This is a genomic window from Paenibacillus sp. FSL R10-2771, assembly GCF_038000205.1.
Classification (GTDB): Bacteria; Bacillota; Bacilli; order Paenibacillales; family Paenibacillaceae; genus Paenibacillus_AQ; species Paenibacillus_AQ phytohabitans.
On the sequence record NZ_JBBOBM010000001.1, the window covers coordinates 2,020,893 to 2,040,082 of the forward strand.

Genomic DNA, 19,190 nt, shown 5'->3' on the forward strand with positions numbered 1-19,190 from the left:
GAAAAGGTTTAGGATCGAAAAGGTTTGGGATCGAAAGGTTTGGGATCGAAAAGGTTTGGGATCGAAAAGGTTTGGATCTAAAAGGTTTTTGATCGAAAAGGTTTTGATCTAAAGTCTCGAAAAGGTTTGATCATAAAAGGAGAAAAATATCTTGGAAATTCTATTTAGTGATTTTTTCCAGCGGGCGCTGGCCGGCGGGCTGATGATTGGGATTACCGCGCCGCTGATAGGCGTGTTCCTGGTGCTGCGGCGCCTGTCGATGATCGGAGACACGCTGGCCCATGTGACCATCGCCGGGGTAGCGCTTGGCTTCCTGACGGGCTTCTACCCGCTTGGAGCGGGGCTGATCTTTGCCGTAGTGGCCTCGTTTGCGATTGAGAAGCTGCGCAAGGCATACAAAAGCTACGCCGAACTCTCCATTGCCATCATCATGTCGGGCGGGGTGGCGCTGGCTTCGCTTTTTTTCACCCTGGGCAAAGGCTATAATGCGGATGTGATGAGTTACCTGTTCGGCAGTATTTACACGCTGAATAACACCGATCTGATTGTAGTAGGTATCGTTACCATTGCGGTTGTGGTTGTAGTTTCGCTGTTCTTCAAAGAGTTCTTCCTGCTCAGCTTTGAGGAGGATGCGGCCAGTGTCAGCGGACTGCCGGTGAAGCTGCTTAATATGCTGATAACCGTGTTGACCGCGCTTGTAATCAGTACGGCGATCAAAATTGTCGGCTCACTGCTGGTATCTGCACTCCTGACCATTCCTGTGGCGATCAGTTTGCTGCTGTCCCGAAGCTTCAAGTCTTCAGTCATTCTGTCCGTAATTATTGCTGAGATCGCTGTAGTCGGCGGACTTGTCATTGCCGGTGTGTGGAATCTGGCTCCCGGAGCCACGATTGTTCTGCTCCTGATTGCACTGCTGACACTAACACTCATCGGCAAAAAAGGGCTGCCAGCCTAAACCTAAAGCTCCCAGCGGCCTAAACTACATATGCTTGAATACTGCCTTCGTGAACTGAACCCGAGTAGGGAAGGAGAGATACGCCAGTGTCCAACCTGAATGCAGGAATCGCTTTTGCCGCCGGAGTGGCGTCGTTCATATCGCCTTGCTGTCTGCCGCTCTACCCGTCCTATCTATCTTATATTACCGGATTATCGGTGCAGGAGCTGAAGAGTGGGGGGGACAGCAAAGAGGTCCGTTTCCGGACCCTCTCGCATACGCTGGCCTTTATATTGGGCTTCTCGGCTGTATTCTATACCCTTGGTTTCGGGGCCGGACTGTTTGGTGAATTCTTCAACGGCCAGCGGGATCTGATCCGCCAGTTGTCGGCTATTCTGATTATTGTGATGGGGCTGTTCCTGCTTGGTGTTTTTCAGCCGCAGTTTCTGCTCCGGGAGCGCAAGCTGGAGCTGAAATGGAAGCCTGCGGGATATCTGGGCTCGTTTATCTTCGGCATCGGCTTCTCAGCGGGCTGGTCACCGTGCATCGGTCCCATTTTGACGGCGATTATTGCCCTTTCTGCCAGTGATCCGGGAACCTGGTTTACGTTGATTACGGCTTACAGCATCGGGTTTGCGCTGCCGTTCTTCGGACTCGCTTTTTTCCTGGGCGGCGCGCGGAAGATCCTGAAATATTCCAATCTGCTGATGAAGCTTGGCGGCACACTGATGGTGTTCATGGGCATTCTGCTGTTCACCGACCAGATGTTCCGGATAACGATCTGGCTGCAGGGGGTTACGCCGGAGTGGCTGATTTTCTAAGCCTAAATGTTAAGTGAAATAATCAATAGCCGCTTCCGGAAAATGTTCGAAAATCCGCTCTGTGATGAATTCGCGCAGGGCGGTTTGCTGTTCATCAGGGTAGACATATTTGTTCTGGCCCCACTTGCCCCATTTCTTCTTGCGCTTCTCAATATCCATCTCCAGCTTGGATTTCGGATAACGTTTCTCGATCACGGTCTTGGCCGTTTTGGTGAACCTGTGCTGGATCATTTCAAAAGTAAGACCCTTGCCAATTCCCGGCGGCAGCGTACGGGCCAGCTTCTCCAGCAGCTCGGCATAGCCTTCTTCCCAGCCGTCATGCCAGATGATCGGAGCGATGATGAAGCCAAGCGGATAACCGGCACGGGCAATCTGACCGGCAGCCTCAATCCGCTCCTCGAACCGGGAGGTGGCCGGCTCAAAATTCTTAATTACATAATCGGCGTTCACGCTGAAGCGTACGCGGGTATGGCCGTTATGCTTCAGTCCAAGCAAGGGCTCAACATGTTGATACTTCGTCACGAAGCGCAGCCGCCCGAGCGGCTCTTCGGCCATGAATTCAATTAGCTCCGTAAGCGAACCGGTAATATGCTCCAGCCCCAGCGGGTCCGAGGTACAGGCAGCTTCGAAGGTGGTAATCTCCGGGGCACGCTCGCCGATATATTTTTTGGCCGCATCGATGATGTCTCCAGTGTTTACATATACACGGATGTAAGGCTTGGAACCCAATGTAGTCTGAAGGTAACAATAATGACAGTGGCCCATACAGCCGGTAGCAATCGGAATCGCATAATCGGCAGACGGCTTGGACTGGTCAAAAGTCAGCGTTTTGCGGAGACCGACGACAAGTGTTCTTTTAGCGATTTTGTATTGCTCCACTTCGGTTTCGCCGGGCAGATTGGTGATCCGGTTATGCGAGGTGGTCATACGGAAGGGAATGTTGCGGGCCTTGACCCACTCCATAATCCGCTCCCCTTTGGGATAATTCAAGGCATCCGGTTCGAAAAAAACCAGCTCCGGAATGAAGAGACCCGTCGGCTTCCGCGGTCTTTTGGCAGGAGGGCGTTCAGGGGTAACTACGTTCATGAATTCACGCTCCTTATAGATGAGGATACCGTTATTGTGCCGTTAAGCGGGTGAATGAAATCATGGTAAACATCGCTAAGCGGAGAAGCGGCAGACCTGTAGGACTTGCCAAGGAGCGGCAGAAACATGTATCATTGTTAGAGCAAGGCCCGGCCCCATCGCCACGCTCAATATAGAAAAGAGGTAAAGTTAATGCCAACACCCAGCATGGAGGATTATTTGGAGCGCATATACAAGCTCATCGATGAGAAGGGTTATGCGCGGGTCTCGGATATTGCCGAGGGACTGGAAGTACACCCCTCCTCTGTGACCAAGATGATCCAAAAACTGGATAAGGACGAATATCTCATCTATGAGAAATATCGTGGGCTTGTCCTAACAAGCAAAGGAAAAAAAGTGGGAAAACGTCTTGTGGACCGCCATCAGCTGCTGGAGGAATTCCTCGGGCTTATTGGAGTTCAGCAAGAACATATTTATAAGGATGTTGAAGGCATTGAGCATCATTTGAGCTGGGATTCTATCACCCGGATCGAGACACTAGTGGAGTACTTCCGCCGGGATGAAGCGCGTCTGCAGACCTTATACGATATTCACCATGAAATGGTCAGTGATTCATAATTTTGGCTGTTTTTGTTTGATTAGCGCAACCTTTCCAGTTTTATTACGTCAAAACGGATACCGTTCCTTTTTCACCTAAGGAAGGACTCCGTTTACTAAAGAAACGGCCTTCTCCCTGATTCAAGGACGAGAAGGCCGTTTCTTTGTTATATCACTACAACATTTGGGAGGAATTATGAATTACCGTAAATGGATATTAGGGTTGCTGGTGGTTATGCTATGTCTGCCTGTGTGGACAACAAGTGCACACGCTGCTTCGGTGCAGATTACCATTGAACTGGATGGAGAGAGCTTAAGCACGGATGTTCCGCCTTATATTACGCGGACCAATGTTACTATGGTCCCTGTCGGGGTAGTCAGTAAAGGACTAGGTGCCGGTGTGGTCTGGGATCAGGCCAGTAAGACCGCTACAATCAGCAAGGGGAATAATGTGCTGAAGCTGACTAGCGGAAGCAAAAGTGCAATCGTTAACGGTGCTTCAGTCCCTCTGGATACCTCTGTGCAGATTACACAGGGCAGAGTGATGGTGCCGCTGCGGTTCGTCAGTGAGCAGCTCGGGCTGCAGGTAGTCTGGAATCAGGCTGCGAAGCATATTGCCTTATATTCAAATGTAGAGATTGGCGGGCCGTCTACACCTTCGACACCGTCTGTTCCGACAGTGCCGACACCATCCGTGCCAACGCCTGTAGTGCCGGCACCGTCCGTGCCAACGCCAACCGTACCTTCAATTCCCGGGGCCAAGACCGGAAAGGCGATGAAGGGCGCGTGGGTGTCCACCGTATTTAATCTGGACTGGCCGTCAACGGCTTCGGCCGGTAATGCAGACAAGCAGAAGAAAGAGTTCGACAGCATGCTGGACAAGCTGCAGGCTGCCGGTTTCAATAGTGTATTCGTACAGGTCAGACCCGCCGCAGATGCCCTGTATTCCTCACAGCTCGTCCCCTGGTCCAAGGTGCTTAGCGGTACCCAAGGGAAGGAGCCCGGCTATGATCCGCTCCAGTATATGGTCAGCAGCGCCCATTCACGCGGCATGCAGCTGCATGCCTGGTTCAATCCGTTCCGGGCAACTACCGATGCCTCCACTACAGGACTTGCCGCCAATCATGTGGCCAAGCTGCATCCAGAGTGGATCGTCAAAGCTGACAGTAAGCTGTACATAAATCCGGGTATACCGGAAGCGCGGCAGCATATCATTGACACCGTAATGGAAGTGGTCAGAGGGTATGACATTGACGGTGTGCATCTGGATGATTATTTCTATCCTTCCAACGTAACCTTTGCCGATGATACGGCATTTAAGACCTACAACTCTCAGGCAATTGCCACCAAGGGTGACTGGCGCCGGGATAATATCAATCAGTTCATCCGGCAGCTGGGGGCAGAGATTCATGCGGTGAAGCCGGCAGTTTCGTTTGGCGTCAGCCCCTTTGGGGTATGGCGCAATAAAAAGGCGGACAGCACCGGTTCGGATACCACGGCAGGCGTATCTGCGTATGATGACATGTATGCGGATGTACGCACATGGATTAAGAGCGGCTGGGTCGACTATGTGGCTCCGCAGATATATTGGAGTCTCTCTTTCAGCGCCGCCCGTTATGACAAGCTGGTTGACTGGTGGGTGAACGAGGTCACTGGCACGGGCGTCAAGCTGTATATCGGCCTGGCCTCCTACAAAGTAGGGGATACCAAACAAACCGCGGAATGGCAGAGCGGCGATCAGATTATCAACCAGCTGAAATATAACGAGAAATACGACGAGGTTTCCGGCAGCATTCTGTTCCGGGCCAATGATATTGTGGTCCGTGATCCATTTGGCCTGGCCAGCCTGCTCAGCTTTTATTTCAAATCATAGTCAGTCATGAATAGTCCCCCGTGCTCATAGATAAGCAATAAGATCTATGGAACGGGGGACTCTTAGGTATGGAGATTAACGCAGTTTTTGAAGGCGGAGGCGTGAAGGGGATTGCGCTCGCAGGTGCGGTGGAGGCAACGGAGCGGGCGGGCCGAACCTTCAGGAGAGTAGCCGGAACCTCTTCAGGCTCCATTATTGCTTCGCTGCTGGCCGCCGGTTATAACGGGGAGGCGATGAGCCGGATTATCAGGGAGACGCCCTTCACATCCTTTCTCAAGCGCGGAGCGCTATATAACACCGCTGTAATAGGACCGGCAATCCGTGTGCTGATCAAAAAAGGCCTGTACTCGGGCCAGGCTCTGGAATCTTGGATCCGTGGCATTCTGCTGGAGAAGGGAGTGGTTACGTTCAGCGATTTGCCGCGCGGCAGGCTGACTGTTATCGCTTCAGATATTACTAACGGAAGGATTGTCGTCTTGCCGGATGATCTGGAGCTCTACGGGATTTCACCGGACTCCTTTGAAGTCGCCAAGGCTGTGCGGATGAGCTGCAGCATTCCCTACTTCTTCGATCCGGTGATGCTGCGGCTGAACGGAGAGGCAGCCCGGAGAAAGTCTTTTGCCGAGCAGTTTGTGTATATGGTAGACGGGGGGATGCTCAGCAATTTTCCGCTGTGGCTATTTGATGAGAAGAAGGATGGCTTCCAGTCCCCAGAGCGGCGTACGCCCACGGTAGGCTACCAGTTGATCGGTAAGACACAGCCGCAGCCTCACCGCATTACCGGGCCGTTCAGCATGCTTCAGGCCATGGTAGGGACGATGCTCTCTGCCCATGATGAACGTTATATCGAGACGGATAAATTCGTACGCACTGTCAAAATTCCCACGCTGGGCATTTCCACCACCCAGTTTCATATCTCCCCGGAACAGAGTGAGGCGATCTATACTGCAGGGCTGACGGCCGGAGCGGATTTTTTCAAAAATTGGCGTCCGCCGCTTAGCACACGTCCATATTTTACCCGGCCTAAGTGCGCCGGACCTGAATTATAACCAAAAAAGCCATCCCGCATGTCGTAACGACAATGCGGAGATGCCTTTTGTTGCTTGAATCTTAGCGGATAGCCTGGAGTTTCAATGATATTTGGGAAGCTGGTCGTCGTTCTTACCCTTGCTGCCTTCAATCACCTGGAATGGATAGGTTTTACGCTTGCCGGGTGAGGCGGCCTGGGTTTTGCGGATACCCGCAACCTTGGACATCGTCTTGGCCGAAGGCTTGACTTTGGTACGCGGCCGTCCGGGACCGCCGTTTGTTCTGCCGGGAACGATCTTGTACGCATAATACAGCAGCGCCAGCAGGACTAGCGGAAGAATAAAGATAGATAGGGCAGCAAGGCCGCGTATCATAAATTCCGTTACCAGCCCCCATGCTGCGAGAGCTATTGAAATCCAAAAAATCAAAGCATGTCTGATCATGGGCTAATCATCCTTTCGCAGGATCCAAAATGCCGCCTGACACACTTGCCTCCGAATATCCTCTTGCTTCAATTGCGGCATCCAGCTCCCGCATCCGGTTGAACGAGGCGATGGACACCTCAACCATATCGTCTTTAGGTTCTTTGGTCGTCAGCAGCTGCAGCCACAGACCCGGATACCCCAGATACTTGAGCCCGGGAATATCTCTCACGGCATTGGTGCCCTTCAGCACCTCAAAGGAGATCCCGATAACTACCGGCAGGAGAATAATCCGCTGCAGTACCCGTTCCATAAGATTATCCCATGGGACAACAGAGTAGATAATCACACCGAGGATAATGGTCAGCATCATGAAGCTGCTTCCGCAGCGGTAATGCAGACGGCTGTATTTCTGTACATTCTTAACAGTCAGTTCTTCGCCGGCTTCAAAAGCACTGATTACCTTATGCTCGGCACCGTGATACTGGAACAGCCGTTTGATCACCGGAGTCTGTGAAATCGCAAACAGATAAACGAGCAGGAGAATCAGCTTAATGCCGCCTTCAACAAGGTTGTGCAGAATATAGTTATCAAATGCATTCTTGAATAAAAAATCTTCTACGAATACCGGCACCAGTGTAAAAATAATCTTGCCGAAAAGGAAAGAAAGAATACCCATGACAGCTACGCCGAAAATCATACCGAGGCTCCAGCCTTCATCTTTCTTCTTGTCTTTATCTTTCTCTTTCTGCTTGGCAAGCTCTTCAGGCTCTGTCTCATCCTCGGCATACGATTCCGCCGAATAATTCAGGTGCTTCGAGCCTTTGGCGCTGGAATCTATAATACTGACAATGCCGCGAAGCAGCGGAATCTTGCGCAGTTTAAGGACCCAGCTCTTATCGCTCTTCGGCACCTCCAAAAATGTGATTTCCTGATTCTTCCTTCTTACGGCTGTTACGTTGATATGCTTGCCGCCGAACATGACGCCTTCAATGACGGCTTGGCCGCCGTAACTGGGAGTTTCCTGGGACAACCAATTCACCTTCCCGTATTTTAATGTGATTTATATAATACATTGTAACTAATTTTTAAGCACATTACTAGTTGGATTGCCGTTTGCTGTACATACTAGTCTATAGAGAGCGGAGTGGAAACCGGATTAACCCTATATTGAAAGTGAGGCTGCTCTATGAGTTCTTCCAACAAGCAAAAGTCAGTCCATACGAATCCGTTTTATTTTGCCATTGAACTGGGCTTTTTCGCCGGCATCATCTGGGGAGGAGCTCGCTGGCTGATGTATGTCCTGCATTTCACCAAGGTGATTCCGGGATTTTTGGCGGAGCCCTTCTTTAAACATGAATTTTTGGTGTCGCCCGCCGGGCATCTGCTCGGATATTTATCCTTTATCGTCTTCTCGGTGATCGTTTCCCTGATCTATGTGCTTATCTTCCGCAAGCTGAAGGGGCCTTGGCCGGGGATGATTTACGGTGTGCTCTGGTGGTCGGCCCTGTTCCTTGCCGGCTCCTGGCAGTTCCTGATGCAGCCGCCTTTCAGACTGCCCTGGAACTCTGTAATCAGTGAATTTTGCCTCTTTTTGCTCTGGGGATTATTCATCGGATATACGGCGGCGATTGAGTACACCGATGAGCGGAAACGGGAGCAGCAGACAAAGCTGGCTTAAGCGTCCGAAAAAACTTCTCAGGTGGCATGCCACTATGTTAAAATACAATGTGGCTATTTCGAGAGGAGAATGAAAATGAGCAACAAGCGCGTCTCCAAGCTGCGTAAGGTTTTGCAGGAACAGGGACTGGATGCGATGTTAATTACCAGCGGCTATAACCGCCGCTATTTGAGCGGATTCACCGGCTCCTCCGGTTATGTGCTGGTTACCGGTGATGACAGTTATCTGCTGACTGACTTCAGGTATATGACACAGGCCTCGGAACAGGTAAACGGCCTGAAGGTTGTTCAGCATGCTTCGAAATTCATTGACACCGTACGCGAGCTGCTGCCGCAGGGCGGACAAGTCCGGGTTGGATTCGAGCAGGATGATGTAAGCTTCAGCGCGTACACTGCCTATGCGGCGGCTCTGCAGCCGGCTGTTATGGTGCCGGTATCCAAAGCCGTGGAGAATCTGCGCATGTTCAAGGACGAAGAAGAGCTGGCTGTCATGCAGCGGGCGGCCGATCTGGCCGACGCCACGTTCAGTCATATCCTGAATGTGATCAAACCAGGCATGACTGAACGTGATGTCGATCTGGAAATGGAATTCTACATGCGTACCCATGGTGCAACCTCGTCTTCATTCGATACGATCGTTGCTTCCGGCGAACGCTCGGCCATGCCGCATGGCGTAGCCAGCAGCAAGATCATCCAGAACAATGAATTCGTAACCTTCGATTTCGGCGCTCTGCTGGACGGATACTGCTCCGATGTAACACGTACGATTGCTCTGGGATCGCCAGATCCCAAGCTGAAGGAAATCTATGATATTGTGCTTGAAGCGCAGCTGCATACGCTGGCACATATCAAGCCGGGCATGACCGGCCGCGAATGCGATGCCCTGGCCCGTGATATTATCACCCGTTACGGATACGGGGAGTATTTCGGCCACAGCACAGGCCATGGCCTGGGCATGGAGGTTCATGAATCTCCGCGTCTGTCCAAGCTTGCCGATGAAATTATGGAGCCGGGCATGGTTGTTACCGTTGAACCGGGAATTTATCTCTCCGGCCTCGGCGGCGTGCGGATTGAAGATGATATTGTCATTACCGAAAGCGGCATCGCGCTGCTGACACATTCGTCTAAGGAATACACGGTACTGTAAGACAAACTTATTCAGTTAATTCATCGATTCCAGGAGGGATTTTTAGTGATTTCAGTTAATGATTTCAAGACAGGCTTGACCGTAGAAGTAGAAGGGGATATCTTCACCGTCATTGATTTCCAGCACGTGAAGCCGGGTAAAGGCGCGGCATTCGTCCGCTCCAAGCTGAAGAACCTGCGTAACGGCAATACCGTTGAGCGCACATTCCGTGCAGGCGAAACAATCGGCCGCGCGATCATCGAGAACCGTGGTGTACAGTACCTGTATGCCAGCGGTTCCGAGCATGTATTCATGGACAACGAAACATATGACCAGTTCGAGTTGACTGAGAAGCAGCTGGAGTGGGAGCTTAACTTCCTGAGAGAGAATATGACGGTAAATATCGTCAGCTACCAGGGTGAAATCCTCGGGATCAACCTGCCTACAAGTGTTGAACTGAAGGTTACTGAAACAGAACCGGGCGTTAAAGGCAACACGGCTCAAGGTGCAACTAAAGCGGCTGTTCTGGAAACCGGACATACTGTACAGGTTCCATTGTTCATTAATGAAGGCGATGTTCTCCTGATCGATACCCGTGAAGGTAAATACATCTCCCGCGCGTAGTAGCTTACGTAGCTCCGGTTTCAACGTTATTCAAGACGGCCTCCCCGCAGTATGCGGCGGAGGTTTTTTGTACAGCTTCAGCTGAATATAATTTGCCGTGCCAGGCATAGAGGAATGGCCATGTTCGGAAAATTGGGCGCTTTTTTTGTGAAACCATTAACGCATGTTATGATTTTCGTATTATACTGTGTTAAAGCGAAAACCAAATAAAAGCTACTACTTACAGCGAAATAGGGAGTGAATGGGACTTTGTCACTTTATGTCATGAAATTCGGAGGCAGCTCCGTCGGCGATATTGAACGTATGAAGCGTGTCGCCAAGCGCATCGCAGATAAGCAGGATGAGGGACATCGCTGCGTTGTGGTTGTGTCCGCTATGGGGGATACAACAGATGAACTGATCGATCAGGCTAAACAGCTGAACGGGCAGCCTCCCGCACGGGAAATGGATATGCTGATGACTACGGGGGAACAGATCTCTGTAGCGCTTCTGTCCATCGCTCTTCATGGAATCGGCCGGAATGCTGTATCCTATACAGGCTGGCAGGCCGGGTTCCGAACCGATGAGACCCATGGCCGTGCGCGGATTAGTGAAATCGTTCCACGCCGTGTTCTGGAGTCGCTGGAGCGTGAGCAGATTGTTATCGTTGCCGGGTTCCAGGGGATGACACTGGACGGTGAGATTACCACGCTGGGCCGCGGAGGTTCGGATACAACGGCGGTTGCGCTGGCTGCTGCGATCAAAGCGGATGTCTGCGAAATCTATACCGATGTAGACGGCATCTATTCCACAGACCCGCGGATTGTGAAGACTGCGCGGAAGCTGAAGGAAATCTCGTATGACGAGATGCTGGAGCTGGCTAATCTCGGTGCAGCCGTGCTGCATCCGCGTGCAGTGGAATATGCCAAACGATATCAAGTGAAGCTGGTCGTCAGATCGAGCTTTAACCATAATGAAGGAACTGTTGTGAAGGAGGAAGCAAGTATGGAGCAGGGTGTAGTAGTTAGCGGCATCGCGTATGACAAGAATGTGGCCCGTATCAGTATTCTGGGAGTTCCGGATGTTCCGGGTGTACTCGCCCAGGTCTTCGGCAAGCTGGCCGAAGAGGGTGTGGACGTCGATATCATCGTACAGAGCGGCGTTCAGAATCAGACCGCAGACTTCTCCTTTACCGTAGCCCTTAGCGATCTGGAGAAGGCTAAGCAGGTCATTGAAGGATTGCACAGTGTGCTGCCGTACCGTGAAGTGACTTCCGAGGATAGTCTGGTCAAGGTGTCCATTGTCGGCGCCGGCATGGTCAGCCATCCGGGGGTGGCGGCCCAAATGTTCGAGGTGATCTCGAACGAAGGTGTGAGCATCAAGATGGTCAGCACCTCGGAGATTAAGGTTTCCTGTGTCATTGAATCCGGCAATCTGCAGCAGATTATTCAGGCGCTGCATACGGCTTATAATCTCGACACCGCAGAGCAGGCCTTCGTCGGAGGCCCGCAGGACCGCCGGTAAGCTTCTGGATTGTAATTCTACAGCATGGACAACATCGGGGATGTTTCTTTGGCCGGAAGGCTGGAGGGCATCCCTGTTTGGCGTCTGGCGGCAGGTGAGCCCTGAATTAATTTGGGGCTTGAGCGAAAAACCGACTACATTGTGCCATCGATAGGGTAGACGAGCCAAATGTATGCGAAAAACCGAATACATTGTGGCATCGATAGGGTAGATGAGCCAAATGTATGCGAAAAACCGAATACATTATGCCATCGATAGGGTAGATGGGCTCAATGTATGCGAAAAACCGAATACATTATGCCATCGATAGGGTAGACGAGCCAAATGTATGCGAAAAACCGAATACATTATGGCATCGATAGGGTAGACGAGCCAAATCTATGCGAAAAACCGAATACATTGTGGCATCGATAGGGTAGACGAGCCAAATGCGGTGCGACCCCCTTATCCCGGAGTCCTCCGTATAAAATCAGTACTTGTTGTAGATATGCTCTTTATTTCGCTTTTTCTCTCGGCCAGAAGAAGCGGGAGCGGTCTTCTAGGGTCAGCACCCACTCTGCAAAGGTAGCTGGCGGCAGGTTACGAAGGCTCGTATGCATTCTGCGATTGTTGTAAAAGTCCATGTACCGGTCCACCGCTTCATAGGCCTCTTCGAACGTTTCGAATGCCTCTTTGCGGAACAAATCCCGATCGATATTACTGTGGAATGATTCAATAAAAGCATTTAAATCCGGCGTTCGAGGCGGAATACGTTCATGGGTCATTTCCCAGCTTTCACACATGTCGCCAAACAGGTGGCTGACGAACTGTGGGCCGTTGTCGGTGCGGATCACAGGGCGAGCGCTGTCAGGGGCGCAGTGATGCTCCATGGCGCGCGCCAGCGTCTGGCAGGCGTGCTTGGCCTCACACGACGATCCCCGGTGGTAGCCGACGATGACACGGGTAAACACATCGATAATGCTCAGGACAAAGAAATGCCGGTCACGTCCCTCCACATACCCGTATTTAATGTCCATCTGCCAGAGCTGGCTCGCTCCTGTAATGACTCGGTTCTCCGGCAGCTTCCGGGGATGCTTAAAGCGCTTCTGACGCTGGGGCTGCAGGATATCCAGCTCCTGACACAGCCGGTAGCTTTTCTTGTGATTGAGCTTCAACCGGTGCTGGTTCCACAAGCACTTGGCCAGGAGTTTGTACCCGTACACGTGCTCTTCTCCAGCGATTAATTCCAGCAGCCATTCCTGGATCTCCTCGTCACTAATCTTTTCCCCAGACTCGTTAAAGGAGTAGCCTGGCTGGGGTCTTCCACGCCCCCCTTGAACGGCCTTTGGGGACAGTGACCTGCGTTTCTTACGGTCGTAGTACGTGGACTCTGCTAGCCCCATGAGACGCAGTACCAAAGCTGCGGTATTCCCCTGCTTAATGAACATGTCGGCTACCTCGATTTTTTCGGATAAGCAGGGGTTGGCTTTTTTAGCAGTTCACGCAGAATCTCAATCTCTAACTCCTTTTCGCCGAGTATCTTGACGGCCTTCTCGTATTTCTGCTCCACTTCCAGGAGGCGCTTCAGTTCCTCCACCTGCTCCTGGGGATACGGATGATCTTGTTCCCCATGGGCCCCTCGGTAATCTCTCACCCACTGATTCACCGTCGCTGGGGTCACCCCATATTTTCGGGCAACCACCGCTGCCTTAATGCCAGACAACACCTCTTGCGCTGCCTTCTCTCTTGTTCCCGTTAAGTGTCCCATTGTGTTCATCCTCCTCCTGTATTCAGTCTACATTTTTATGGGGGAGGACTCCAACTTCATTAGGGGGCTGTGGAGAATGTATGCGAAAAACCGAATACAATGCGCCAACGATAGGGTAGATGGGCTAAATGTATGAGAAAAACCGAATACAATGCGCCAACGATAGGGTAGATGGGCTCAATGTATGCGAAAAACCGAATACAATGCGCCATCGATAGGGTAGATGAGCCGAATGTATGCGAAAAACCGAATACATTGTGGCATCGATAGGGTAGACGAGCCAAATGTATGCGAAAAACCGAATACATTGTGGCATCGTCAATGTTAAGCGAATAATGTATAACACAAAGACACAAAGACACAAAGACACAAAGACACAAAGACACAAAGACACAAAGACACAAAGACACAACCTATTAGTAACTAACCATCATTAGTCAAAAAGAGTGCTGTTCCCCGCGCGAGCGGAGAGCAGCACTCTTTTTGCATAGTAAATGTGGCTAGCAACGGTATAGGCGATATGCTTAATTGTAATTGTACTTTGTACAACTAAATTGTCTGATTTACTAGCGATTATACATTTAGTTGTATTTCGTACAATTAAACTGACTTTGTACCTTGGTTCCGGCCCATTTAGGCAAATTTAGTTGTACGGAATACAGTTATAAGATGTTCGCATCCCTTTTCGCTGGTTTTAATTGCACATTATACAACTATCCTCGTTTAACTCAATCGTCTGAACCGGCCCATAATCTCCACCGTCTCCAGCACGTTGACGAAGGATTTCGGATCTGTCTCAAGAATCGTCTTGCGCAGGTCAGCCAGCTCGTAGCGGGTAGTTACCGTCATCAGCATCGTATTGCCTTCATGACTGTACCCGCCCTCCGCATTTACGACGGTGACGCCGTGCGGCAGACAGGTCAGGCGGTTCAGCATTTTCTCGCGCTCCTTCGTGACAATGAAGCAGGTCAGCTTGACGTGGCGGATGTGGATCATGTCAACTACACGGCTTTTGACGAAAATACAGAGCATCGCGTACAGCGCCGAATCCCAGCTTTTGAAGAAGCCCAGGCTTAGGATGACCAGACCGTCCATCACGAACAGCACGGTTCCCATAGGAATGTCCCGCTTGCGGGTAATAATGGAGCCCAGAATATCGAATCCGCCGGAAGATCCCCCCGCACGCAGCGAGAAGCCGACACCGCCGGCAATGATCACACCGCCGAAGATACTGGCCAGAATCGGGTCCTTGGTAAGCTTCACCACAGGGATGATATTCAGGAACCAGGTAGTGGAGATAACCGACAGCATGCTATAGCAGATGTATTTCTTCCCCACGGCTACGAAACCCCAGATCAGGATTGGCAGGTTGATGGCGAAATAATACAGCGAGATATACTTAGGATTCGTTAGGTAGCCAATAATGGATGCCGTCCCGGCCACGCCGCCGCTGAGCAGCTGATGCGGAATCAGGAACAGCCGGAGCCCGCCCGCTACCAGAAAGGCTGAAAAAATGATAATGGCTACTTCTTTTACCTGTCTGGCTACTGTTCCCGATACGAGCGGTACTACGAAATTACGAACTTGCATGACTGTGATCCCCTCTTTTTCCGATGTCTTTATCTACATTTCTGCGGCGCTCGGACCCATTCCAGAAGCAGTTAGGAAGGCTTAGTTTCTCCAGCAGCCTGCCCTTCTATTTTCCAAAGCTCCATTTTTTTGCACGCGCAAAATTAATTTTATCATACCGATGATATTTTTTTATAGAGGAGAGCACTATGATTTCTTTCACACCTGCTTAAATCTCTGCTAGCTTCCTGCATTTCTTCTTGTCTAAAGTGGACAGCTTCTGCATATCCATGGATAACAGCTTGTTTATTGCGCAGCGGATTCTTTGGTATCCATAGATTTGTACAAGGGAGTTGAACAGTTTGGACAAGTATGTGAGCTGGATGGCGGGACTTCGGCTGCTGTCAGGCAGTGTAGAGATTGCTGCTGCACTGATTATGCTGAGGCTGAACCAGGTGGATAAGGCGCTTGCGGTTAATTCCGGGCTGGCGCTGGTCGGGCCGACAATCCTGATTCTGACCACAGCGGTCGGCCTGACGGGGATGGCCCAGCAGCTGTCGTGGGGCAAGCTCGGCTGGATCGGCTGCGGCGTGGCCTTTCTCTTAATCGGCATTCTGAAGAAATGATAGATGATAGTCATAAAGTACAAGTACAAGCATAAATATGGAATAAAGCTATTAAGTAGAGGACAACTTGGGGGTACTTTGTATGGCAAATGATTGGCTTCTATTGTTTCCCGAAAAAGTAAGAGCGCTGCTCAGCGGCCTCCCCGCTGCGCTCCTGGACAAGGTGGAGGAAGTGCGCGTCCGTGAAGGACGGCCGCTCGAGATTAATTACTCCGGCAAATATCATTTTGTCGGCGTGGACGGCAGTCTGACACAGCTTCCCGTTGAAGCCTACAAGCCGGACCGGGAGGATACGCACCGGCTGCTGGACCTGATCAGCAATCATTCGCTGTATACGATGGAAGAGGAGCTGCGCAAGGGCTTCATCACGATTCCCGGCGGGCACCGCATCGGCTTATCCGGCCGGACAGTCTTAAGCGGCGGGGGGGTTGAGCATCTCCGCGATATTACCGGCTTCAATGTGCGGATTGCCCGCGAAGTGCACGGGCTGGCAGACGGCGTGCTGCCTTATCTGCTGGACCGGGGACGGCAGCGGATTATGCATACGCTGATCCTCTCGCCGCCGCAGCATGGCAAGACCACGCTGCTGCGCGACCTCGCCAGGCAGATCTCAGCCGGAGGGCAGGGCGGACGCGAGGGCAGCCGCCCCGGTCTCAAGGTCGGCATCGTCGATGAACGCTCGGAGATTGCCGGCAGCCGCCGCGGGATCCCCGCCTTCGATGTCGGCCCGCGCACGGACATTCTGGACGGCTGTCCCAAAGCGGAAGGCATGATGATGATGATCCGCTCGCTGTCGCCCGACGTGCTGATCGCCGATGAGATCGGCCGCCTGGAGGATGCGGATGCAGTAACCGAGGCGCTGCACGCCGGCATCTCGGTAGTCGCTTCCGCGCATGGCAAGGAAGTGTCCGAGCTGGCCCGCCGGCCCGGCCTTGGCGGTCTGCTGGAGCACCGGATGTTCGAGCGGTATGTAATCCTGCACCGTTCGGAGTCAGGCCTGTCCTTCCGCATCCTGGACGCCCAGAAGCGCGGGCTGCTGCTGATCTCTCCGGAAGAGCGGATAGGCGGTGACCGGCATGCTTAAGCTGCTCGGGGCAGTGCTCATCGTGCTTGCGGGCACGCTGGCCGGCTTCAAGCGGGCTGCCCAGTATGCTGACAGGCCCCGGCATATCAGAGGCCTGATCGCAGCGCTGCAGCGGCTGGAGACGGAGATCCAGTACGGCTATACCCCGCTGCCGGAGGCGCTGCGCCGGATCGGGATGCAGAGCAAGGAACCGCTGAGAGCATTCTTCCTCACCGCAGCGGAAGAGATGAGCCCGCCGCATAACTGCAGCGCCGAGGAAGCCGTGCAGCGGTCCATGGAGATTCACTGGAGCAGCGCTTCCCTGAAAGGAACAGAGAAGGAAATTTTCCGGCAGCTCAGCTGCACACTCGGAACCAGTGACAGATCGAATCAGAGCACGCATATTGCACTGGCTTTACAGCAATTGAAGCAGGAAGAGACAGCGGCCAGAGAAGATCAGGGCAAATATGAAAAAGTGAGCAAAAGCCTGGGTCTGCTGCTTGGAGCATTGATCGTCATTTTGATCTTTTAGCGAGGTGCCAGGAATGAATATTGAAGTCAACGCGATCTTTCAGATTGCCGGCATCGGCATCATTATCGCCATGATCCACACGGTGCTTAAGCAGATGGGCAAAGAGGACATAGCTCACTGGGTAACAATTGTTGGTTTTATCATCGTGCTGTTCATGGTCATCCGCATGCTGGACGGACTGCTTCAGGAAATCAAAACGATCTTTCTTTTTCAATAGGCTGGGGTTATGGAAATCATTCAAGTAGTGGGAATAGGAATTCTGTCGACCGTCCTCATCCTTGTCCTGAAGGAACAAAAGCCGATGTTCGCTTTTCTGCTGACTACTGCGGCAGGTATACTGATTTTTCTGTTCCTGATCGGCAAGATCGGAACGATTCTCGGCACGCTGGAGCGGGTGGCAGAATCCTCCGGGATGGAAATGATCTACATCAAAACCGTGTTTAAAATCATCGGCATTTCGTATATCGCGGAGTTCGGGGCACAGATCGTGCGGGATGCCGGACAGGAATCGATCGCTTCCAAAATCGAGCTGGCCGGCAAGGTGCTGATCATGGTGCTGGCCGTACCGATTATAAGCATCATTATAGAAACGGTGATGAAGCTGCTGCCTGCCTGAGATTCAGACGGAGTAGCGGAAGGCCACAGGAAAGCGGGGTGAGGGTGTGCAGGAGCGCAGTATTTTTCGTCCGCCAAAAGGGTGCAGGCTGCTCGTTCTGCTCCCCTGTCTGCTGCTTCTGCTGTGTGCAGGAACCGCTTATGCAGCTCCGGCTTCTCAAGCGCAGACACAGACGCAAACGCAAACGCAAGCGCAAACGGGAGGCAGCGGAGTCTCCTCATCCCCTGTAGACCAGTGGGTGAAGGGGCAGGTAGAGAACCTTCCTACAGACGGGGTAGAGACGTACTGGGATCAGCTGATGAAGGACTACGGGGGCTTCTTCCCGGAAGGCAAAACTCCCTCGCTGATGGATATGCTGCTGCCCGGAGAAGACGGATTAAGCTTCAAAAGCGTATTGTCCGGCCTGACCCGCTTCATGTGGCATGAGGTGCTCTACAACGGCAAGCTGCTGGTTACGATTGTGATGATCAGCGTGCTGAGTATGATTCTGGAGACGCTGCAGACCGCTTTTGAACGGAAATCCGTCAGTAAAATCGCTTATATGCTCTGTTACATGGTGGTACTGGTCATTGCCGTGAACAGCTTCAACATCTCCATCGGCTACGCCAAGGATGCCATTGACCGGATGATCGACTTCATGATGGCGATGATTCCGCTGCTGTTCGCACTGCTGGCTTCGATGGGCAATATCGTAACGGTGTCGGTGACCCATCCGCTGATCGTGTTCATGATCCATACAGTGGGTACGATGATTCACACCATAGTGTTCCCGCTGCTGTTCTTCTCGGCGGTGCTGCATCTGGTGAGTGCGATGTCGGAGAAATATAAGCTGACCCAGCTGGCCAACCTGCTGCGCAATATCGGGGCCGGATTGCTCGGAGTACTGCTTACTGTCTTTCTCGGGGTAATCTCGGTCAGAGGAATTACCAGCTCGGTCACTGATGGTGTAACCATCCGCGCCGCCAAATATATCACAGGCAATTTCGTGCCGGTTATCGGCAAAATGTTCGCAGATGCCACTGATACCGTAATCTCGGCATCACTGCTGGTGAAGAACGCCATCGGGCTCTCAGGGGTCATTATCATCCTCTTCCTTTGCGCCTTCCCGGCAATCAAAATCCTGGTGCTGGCCCTGATCTACAACGTAGCCGCCGCCGTTATGCAGCCGCTGGGTGAAACGCCGATTGTGACCTGCCTGCAGACGATCGGCAAAAGCATGATCTACGTGTTCGCCGCGCTGGCTGCCGTATCGCTGATGTTCTTCCTGGCCGTCACCATCATGCTGACCGCCGGCAATGTCACCGTAATGATGCGGTGAGGCGGGTAACATCCAGGTCCGGTT

General features: G+C 52.1%; 21 protein-coding genes. 15 read left to right on the top strand and 6 right to left on the bottom strand.

Annotated features, from left to right (window positions below; all coding sequences use genetic code 11):
- Nucleotides 1-151 precede the first annotated feature (151 nt).
- On the top strand, nucleotides 152-955 hold the full coding sequence (locus NSU14_RS08370) for a metal ABC transporter permease (protein ID WP_042138749.1): 804 nt from the start codon (nucleotides 152-154) through the stop codon (nucleotides 953-955).
- Between the two features lie 86 nt (nucleotides 956-1,041).
- Nucleotides 1,042-1,755, top strand: coding sequence for a cytochrome c biogenesis CcdA family protein (locus NSU14_RS08375; RefSeq protein ID WP_336103065.1), 714 nt, complete (start codon nucleotides 1,042-1,044; stop codon nucleotides 1,753-1,755).
- Nucleotides 1,756-1,764: 9 nt separating this feature from the next.
- Here the strand turns inward: NSU14_RS08375 and splB are convergent, their stop codons facing one another.
- Nucleotides 1,765-2,841, bottom strand: a complete 1,077-nt coding sequence (gene splB / locus NSU14_RS08380; protein WP_171716778.1) for a spore photoproduct lyase — start codon at nucleotides 2,839-2,841, stop codon at nucleotides 1,765-1,767.
- A 192-nt stretch (nucleotides 2,842-3,033) separates the two neighbouring features.
- Here splB and mntR point away from each other — a divergent pair, with 192 nt between their 5' ends.
- The 3 genes from mntR to NSU14_RS08395 all read left to right on the top strand — a co-directional run bounded on the left by mntR (nucleotide 3,034) and on the right by NSU14_RS08395 (nucleotide 6,360).
- Nucleotides 3,034-3,459, top strand: a complete 426-nt coding sequence (mntR, locus tag NSU14_RS08385) for a transcriptional regulator MntR (RefSeq protein WP_039295471.1) — start codon at nucleotides 3,034-3,036, stop codon at nucleotides 3,457-3,459.
- Nucleotides 3,460-3,634: 175 nt separating this feature from the next.
- Nucleotides 3,635-5,311, top strand: a complete 1,677-nt coding sequence (locus tag NSU14_RS08390) for a family 10 glycosylhydrolase (RefSeq protein ID WP_336103064.1) — start codon at nucleotides 3,635-3,637, stop codon at nucleotides 5,309-5,311.
- Nucleotides 5,312-5,379: 68 nt separating this feature from the next.
- Nucleotides 5,380-6,360 carry a patatin-like phospholipase family protein gene (locus tag NSU14_RS08395; protein WP_076245617.1) on the top strand — a complete coding sequence of 327 codons (981 nt, stop codon included), beginning with the start codon at nucleotides 5,380-5,382 and terminating at the stop codon, nucleotides 6,358-6,360.
- Nucleotides 6,361-6,441: 81 nt separating this feature from the next.
- On the opposite strand, the gene NSU14_RS08400 is transcribed toward NSU14_RS08395, so the two are convergent.
- Both NSU14_RS08400 and NSU14_RS08405 read right to left on the bottom strand, forming a co-directional pair.
- Nucleotides 6,442-6,783, bottom strand: a complete 342-nt coding sequence (locus NSU14_RS08400) for a hypothetical protein (protein ID WP_039295475.1) — start codon at nucleotides 6,781-6,783, stop codon at nucleotides 6,442-6,444.
- Between the two features lie 7 nt (nucleotides 6,784-6,790).
- Nucleotides 6,791-7,744: a DUF1385 domain-containing protein gene (locus tag NSU14_RS08405; protein WP_152679709.1), complete on the bottom strand. Its 954-nt coding sequence runs from the start codon at nucleotides 7,742-7,744 to the stop codon at nucleotides 6,791-6,793.
- 207 nt (nucleotides 7,745-7,951) lie between these two features.
- On the opposite strand from NSU14_RS08405, the gene NSU14_RS08410 reads away from it, so the two are divergent.
- The 4 genes from NSU14_RS08410 (at nucleotide 7,952) to NSU14_RS08425 (ending at nucleotide 11,695) form a co-directional block, all read left to right on the top strand.
- Nucleotides 7,952-8,443, top strand: a complete 492-nt coding sequence (locus NSU14_RS08410) for a YqhR family membrane protein (RefSeq protein ID WP_171716775.1) — start codon at nucleotides 7,952-7,954, stop codon at nucleotides 8,441-8,443.
- A 75-nt stretch (nucleotides 8,444-8,518) separates the two neighbouring features.
- Nucleotides 8,519-9,589, top strand: coding sequence for a M24 family metallopeptidase (locus NSU14_RS08415; RefSeq protein WP_042138741.1), 1,071 nt, complete (start codon nucleotides 8,519-8,521; stop codon nucleotides 9,587-9,589).
- Nucleotides 9,590-9,634: 45 nt separating this feature from the next.
- On the top strand, nucleotides 9,635-10,192 hold the full coding sequence (gene efp, locus NSU14_RS08420) for an elongation factor P (RefSeq protein WP_039295482.1): 558 nt from the start codon (nucleotides 9,635-9,637) through the stop codon (nucleotides 10,190-10,192).
- A 249-nt stretch (nucleotides 10,193-10,441) separates the two neighbouring features.
- On the top strand, nucleotides 10,442-11,695 hold the full coding sequence (locus NSU14_RS08425; protein WP_039295541.1) for an aspartate kinase: 1,254 nt from the start codon (nucleotides 10,442-10,444) through the stop codon (nucleotides 11,693-11,695).
- 494 nt (nucleotides 11,696-12,189) lie between these two features.
- Here NSU14_RS08425 and NSU14_RS08430 read toward each other — a convergent pair whose 3' ends face one another.
- From NSU14_RS08430 to NSU14_RS08440, 3 genes are all read right to left on the bottom strand, one after another.
- A complete protein-coding gene (locus NSU14_RS08430) occupies nucleotides 12,190-13,122 on the bottom strand; it encodes an IS3 family transposase (RefSeq protein WP_336103406.1) in 933 nt (310 codons plus the stop codon).
- 5 nt (nucleotides 13,123-13,127) lie between these two features.
- Entirely contained in the window at nucleotides 13,128-13,442 is a 315-nt protein-coding gene (locus NSU14_RS08435) for a helix-turn-helix domain-containing protein (protein ID WP_052421685.1), read from the bottom strand.
- 723 nt (nucleotides 13,443-14,165) lie between these two features.
- Complete coding sequence (locus NSU14_RS08440) at nucleotides 14,166-15,032, bottom strand: YitT family protein (protein ID WP_042138739.1); 867 nt, start codon at nucleotides 15,030-15,032, stop codon at nucleotides 14,166-14,168.
- A gap of 341 nt (nucleotides 15,033-15,373) precedes the next feature.
- Here NSU14_RS08440 and NSU14_RS08445 point away from each other — a divergent pair, with 341 nt between their 5' ends.
- The 6 genes from NSU14_RS08445 (at nucleotide 15,374) to spoIIIAE (ending at nucleotide 19,166) form a co-directional block, all read left to right on the top strand.
- Complete coding sequence (locus NSU14_RS08445; protein ID WP_042138738.1) at nucleotides 15,374-15,637, top strand: YqhV family protein; 264 nt, start codon at nucleotides 15,374-15,376, stop codon at nucleotides 15,635-15,637.
- Nucleotides 15,638-15,719: 82 nt separating this feature from the next.
- Nucleotides 15,720-16,721: a stage III sporulation protein AA gene (gene spoIIIAA / locus NSU14_RS08450; RefSeq protein ID WP_340944152.1), complete on the top strand. Its 1,002-nt coding sequence runs from the start codon at nucleotides 15,720-15,722 to the stop codon at nucleotides 16,719-16,721.
- Nucleotides 16,714-17,232, top strand: coding sequence for a stage III sporulation protein SpoIIIAB (gene spoIIIAB / locus NSU14_RS08455; RefSeq protein ID WP_039295486.1), 519 nt, complete (start codon nucleotides 16,714-16,716; stop codon nucleotides 17,230-17,232). Before spoIIIAA ends, spoIIIAB begins: the two co-directional genes overlap by 8 nt.
- 13 nt (nucleotides 17,233-17,245) lie before the next feature.
- Nucleotides 17,246-17,449 carry a stage III sporulation protein AC gene (spoIIIAC, locus tag NSU14_RS08460; protein ID WP_020426549.1) on the top strand — a complete coding sequence of 68 codons (204 nt, stop codon included), beginning with the start codon at nucleotides 17,246-17,248 and terminating at the stop codon, nucleotides 17,447-17,449.
- A gap of 9 nt (nucleotides 17,450-17,458) precedes the next feature.
- Nucleotides 17,459-17,848 carry a stage III sporulation protein AD gene (gene spoIIIAD, locus NSU14_RS08465; protein WP_039295491.1) on the top strand — a complete coding sequence of 130 codons (390 nt, stop codon included), beginning with the start codon at nucleotides 17,459-17,461 and terminating at the stop codon, nucleotides 17,846-17,848.
- Nucleotides 17,849-17,894: 46 nt separating this feature from the next.
- Complete coding sequence (gene spoIIIAE, locus NSU14_RS08470) at nucleotides 17,895-19,166, top strand: stage III sporulation protein AE (protein WP_340944156.1); 1,272 nt, start codon at nucleotides 17,895-17,897, stop codon at nucleotides 19,164-19,166.
- Nucleotides 19,167-19,190 lie beyond the last annotated feature (24 nt).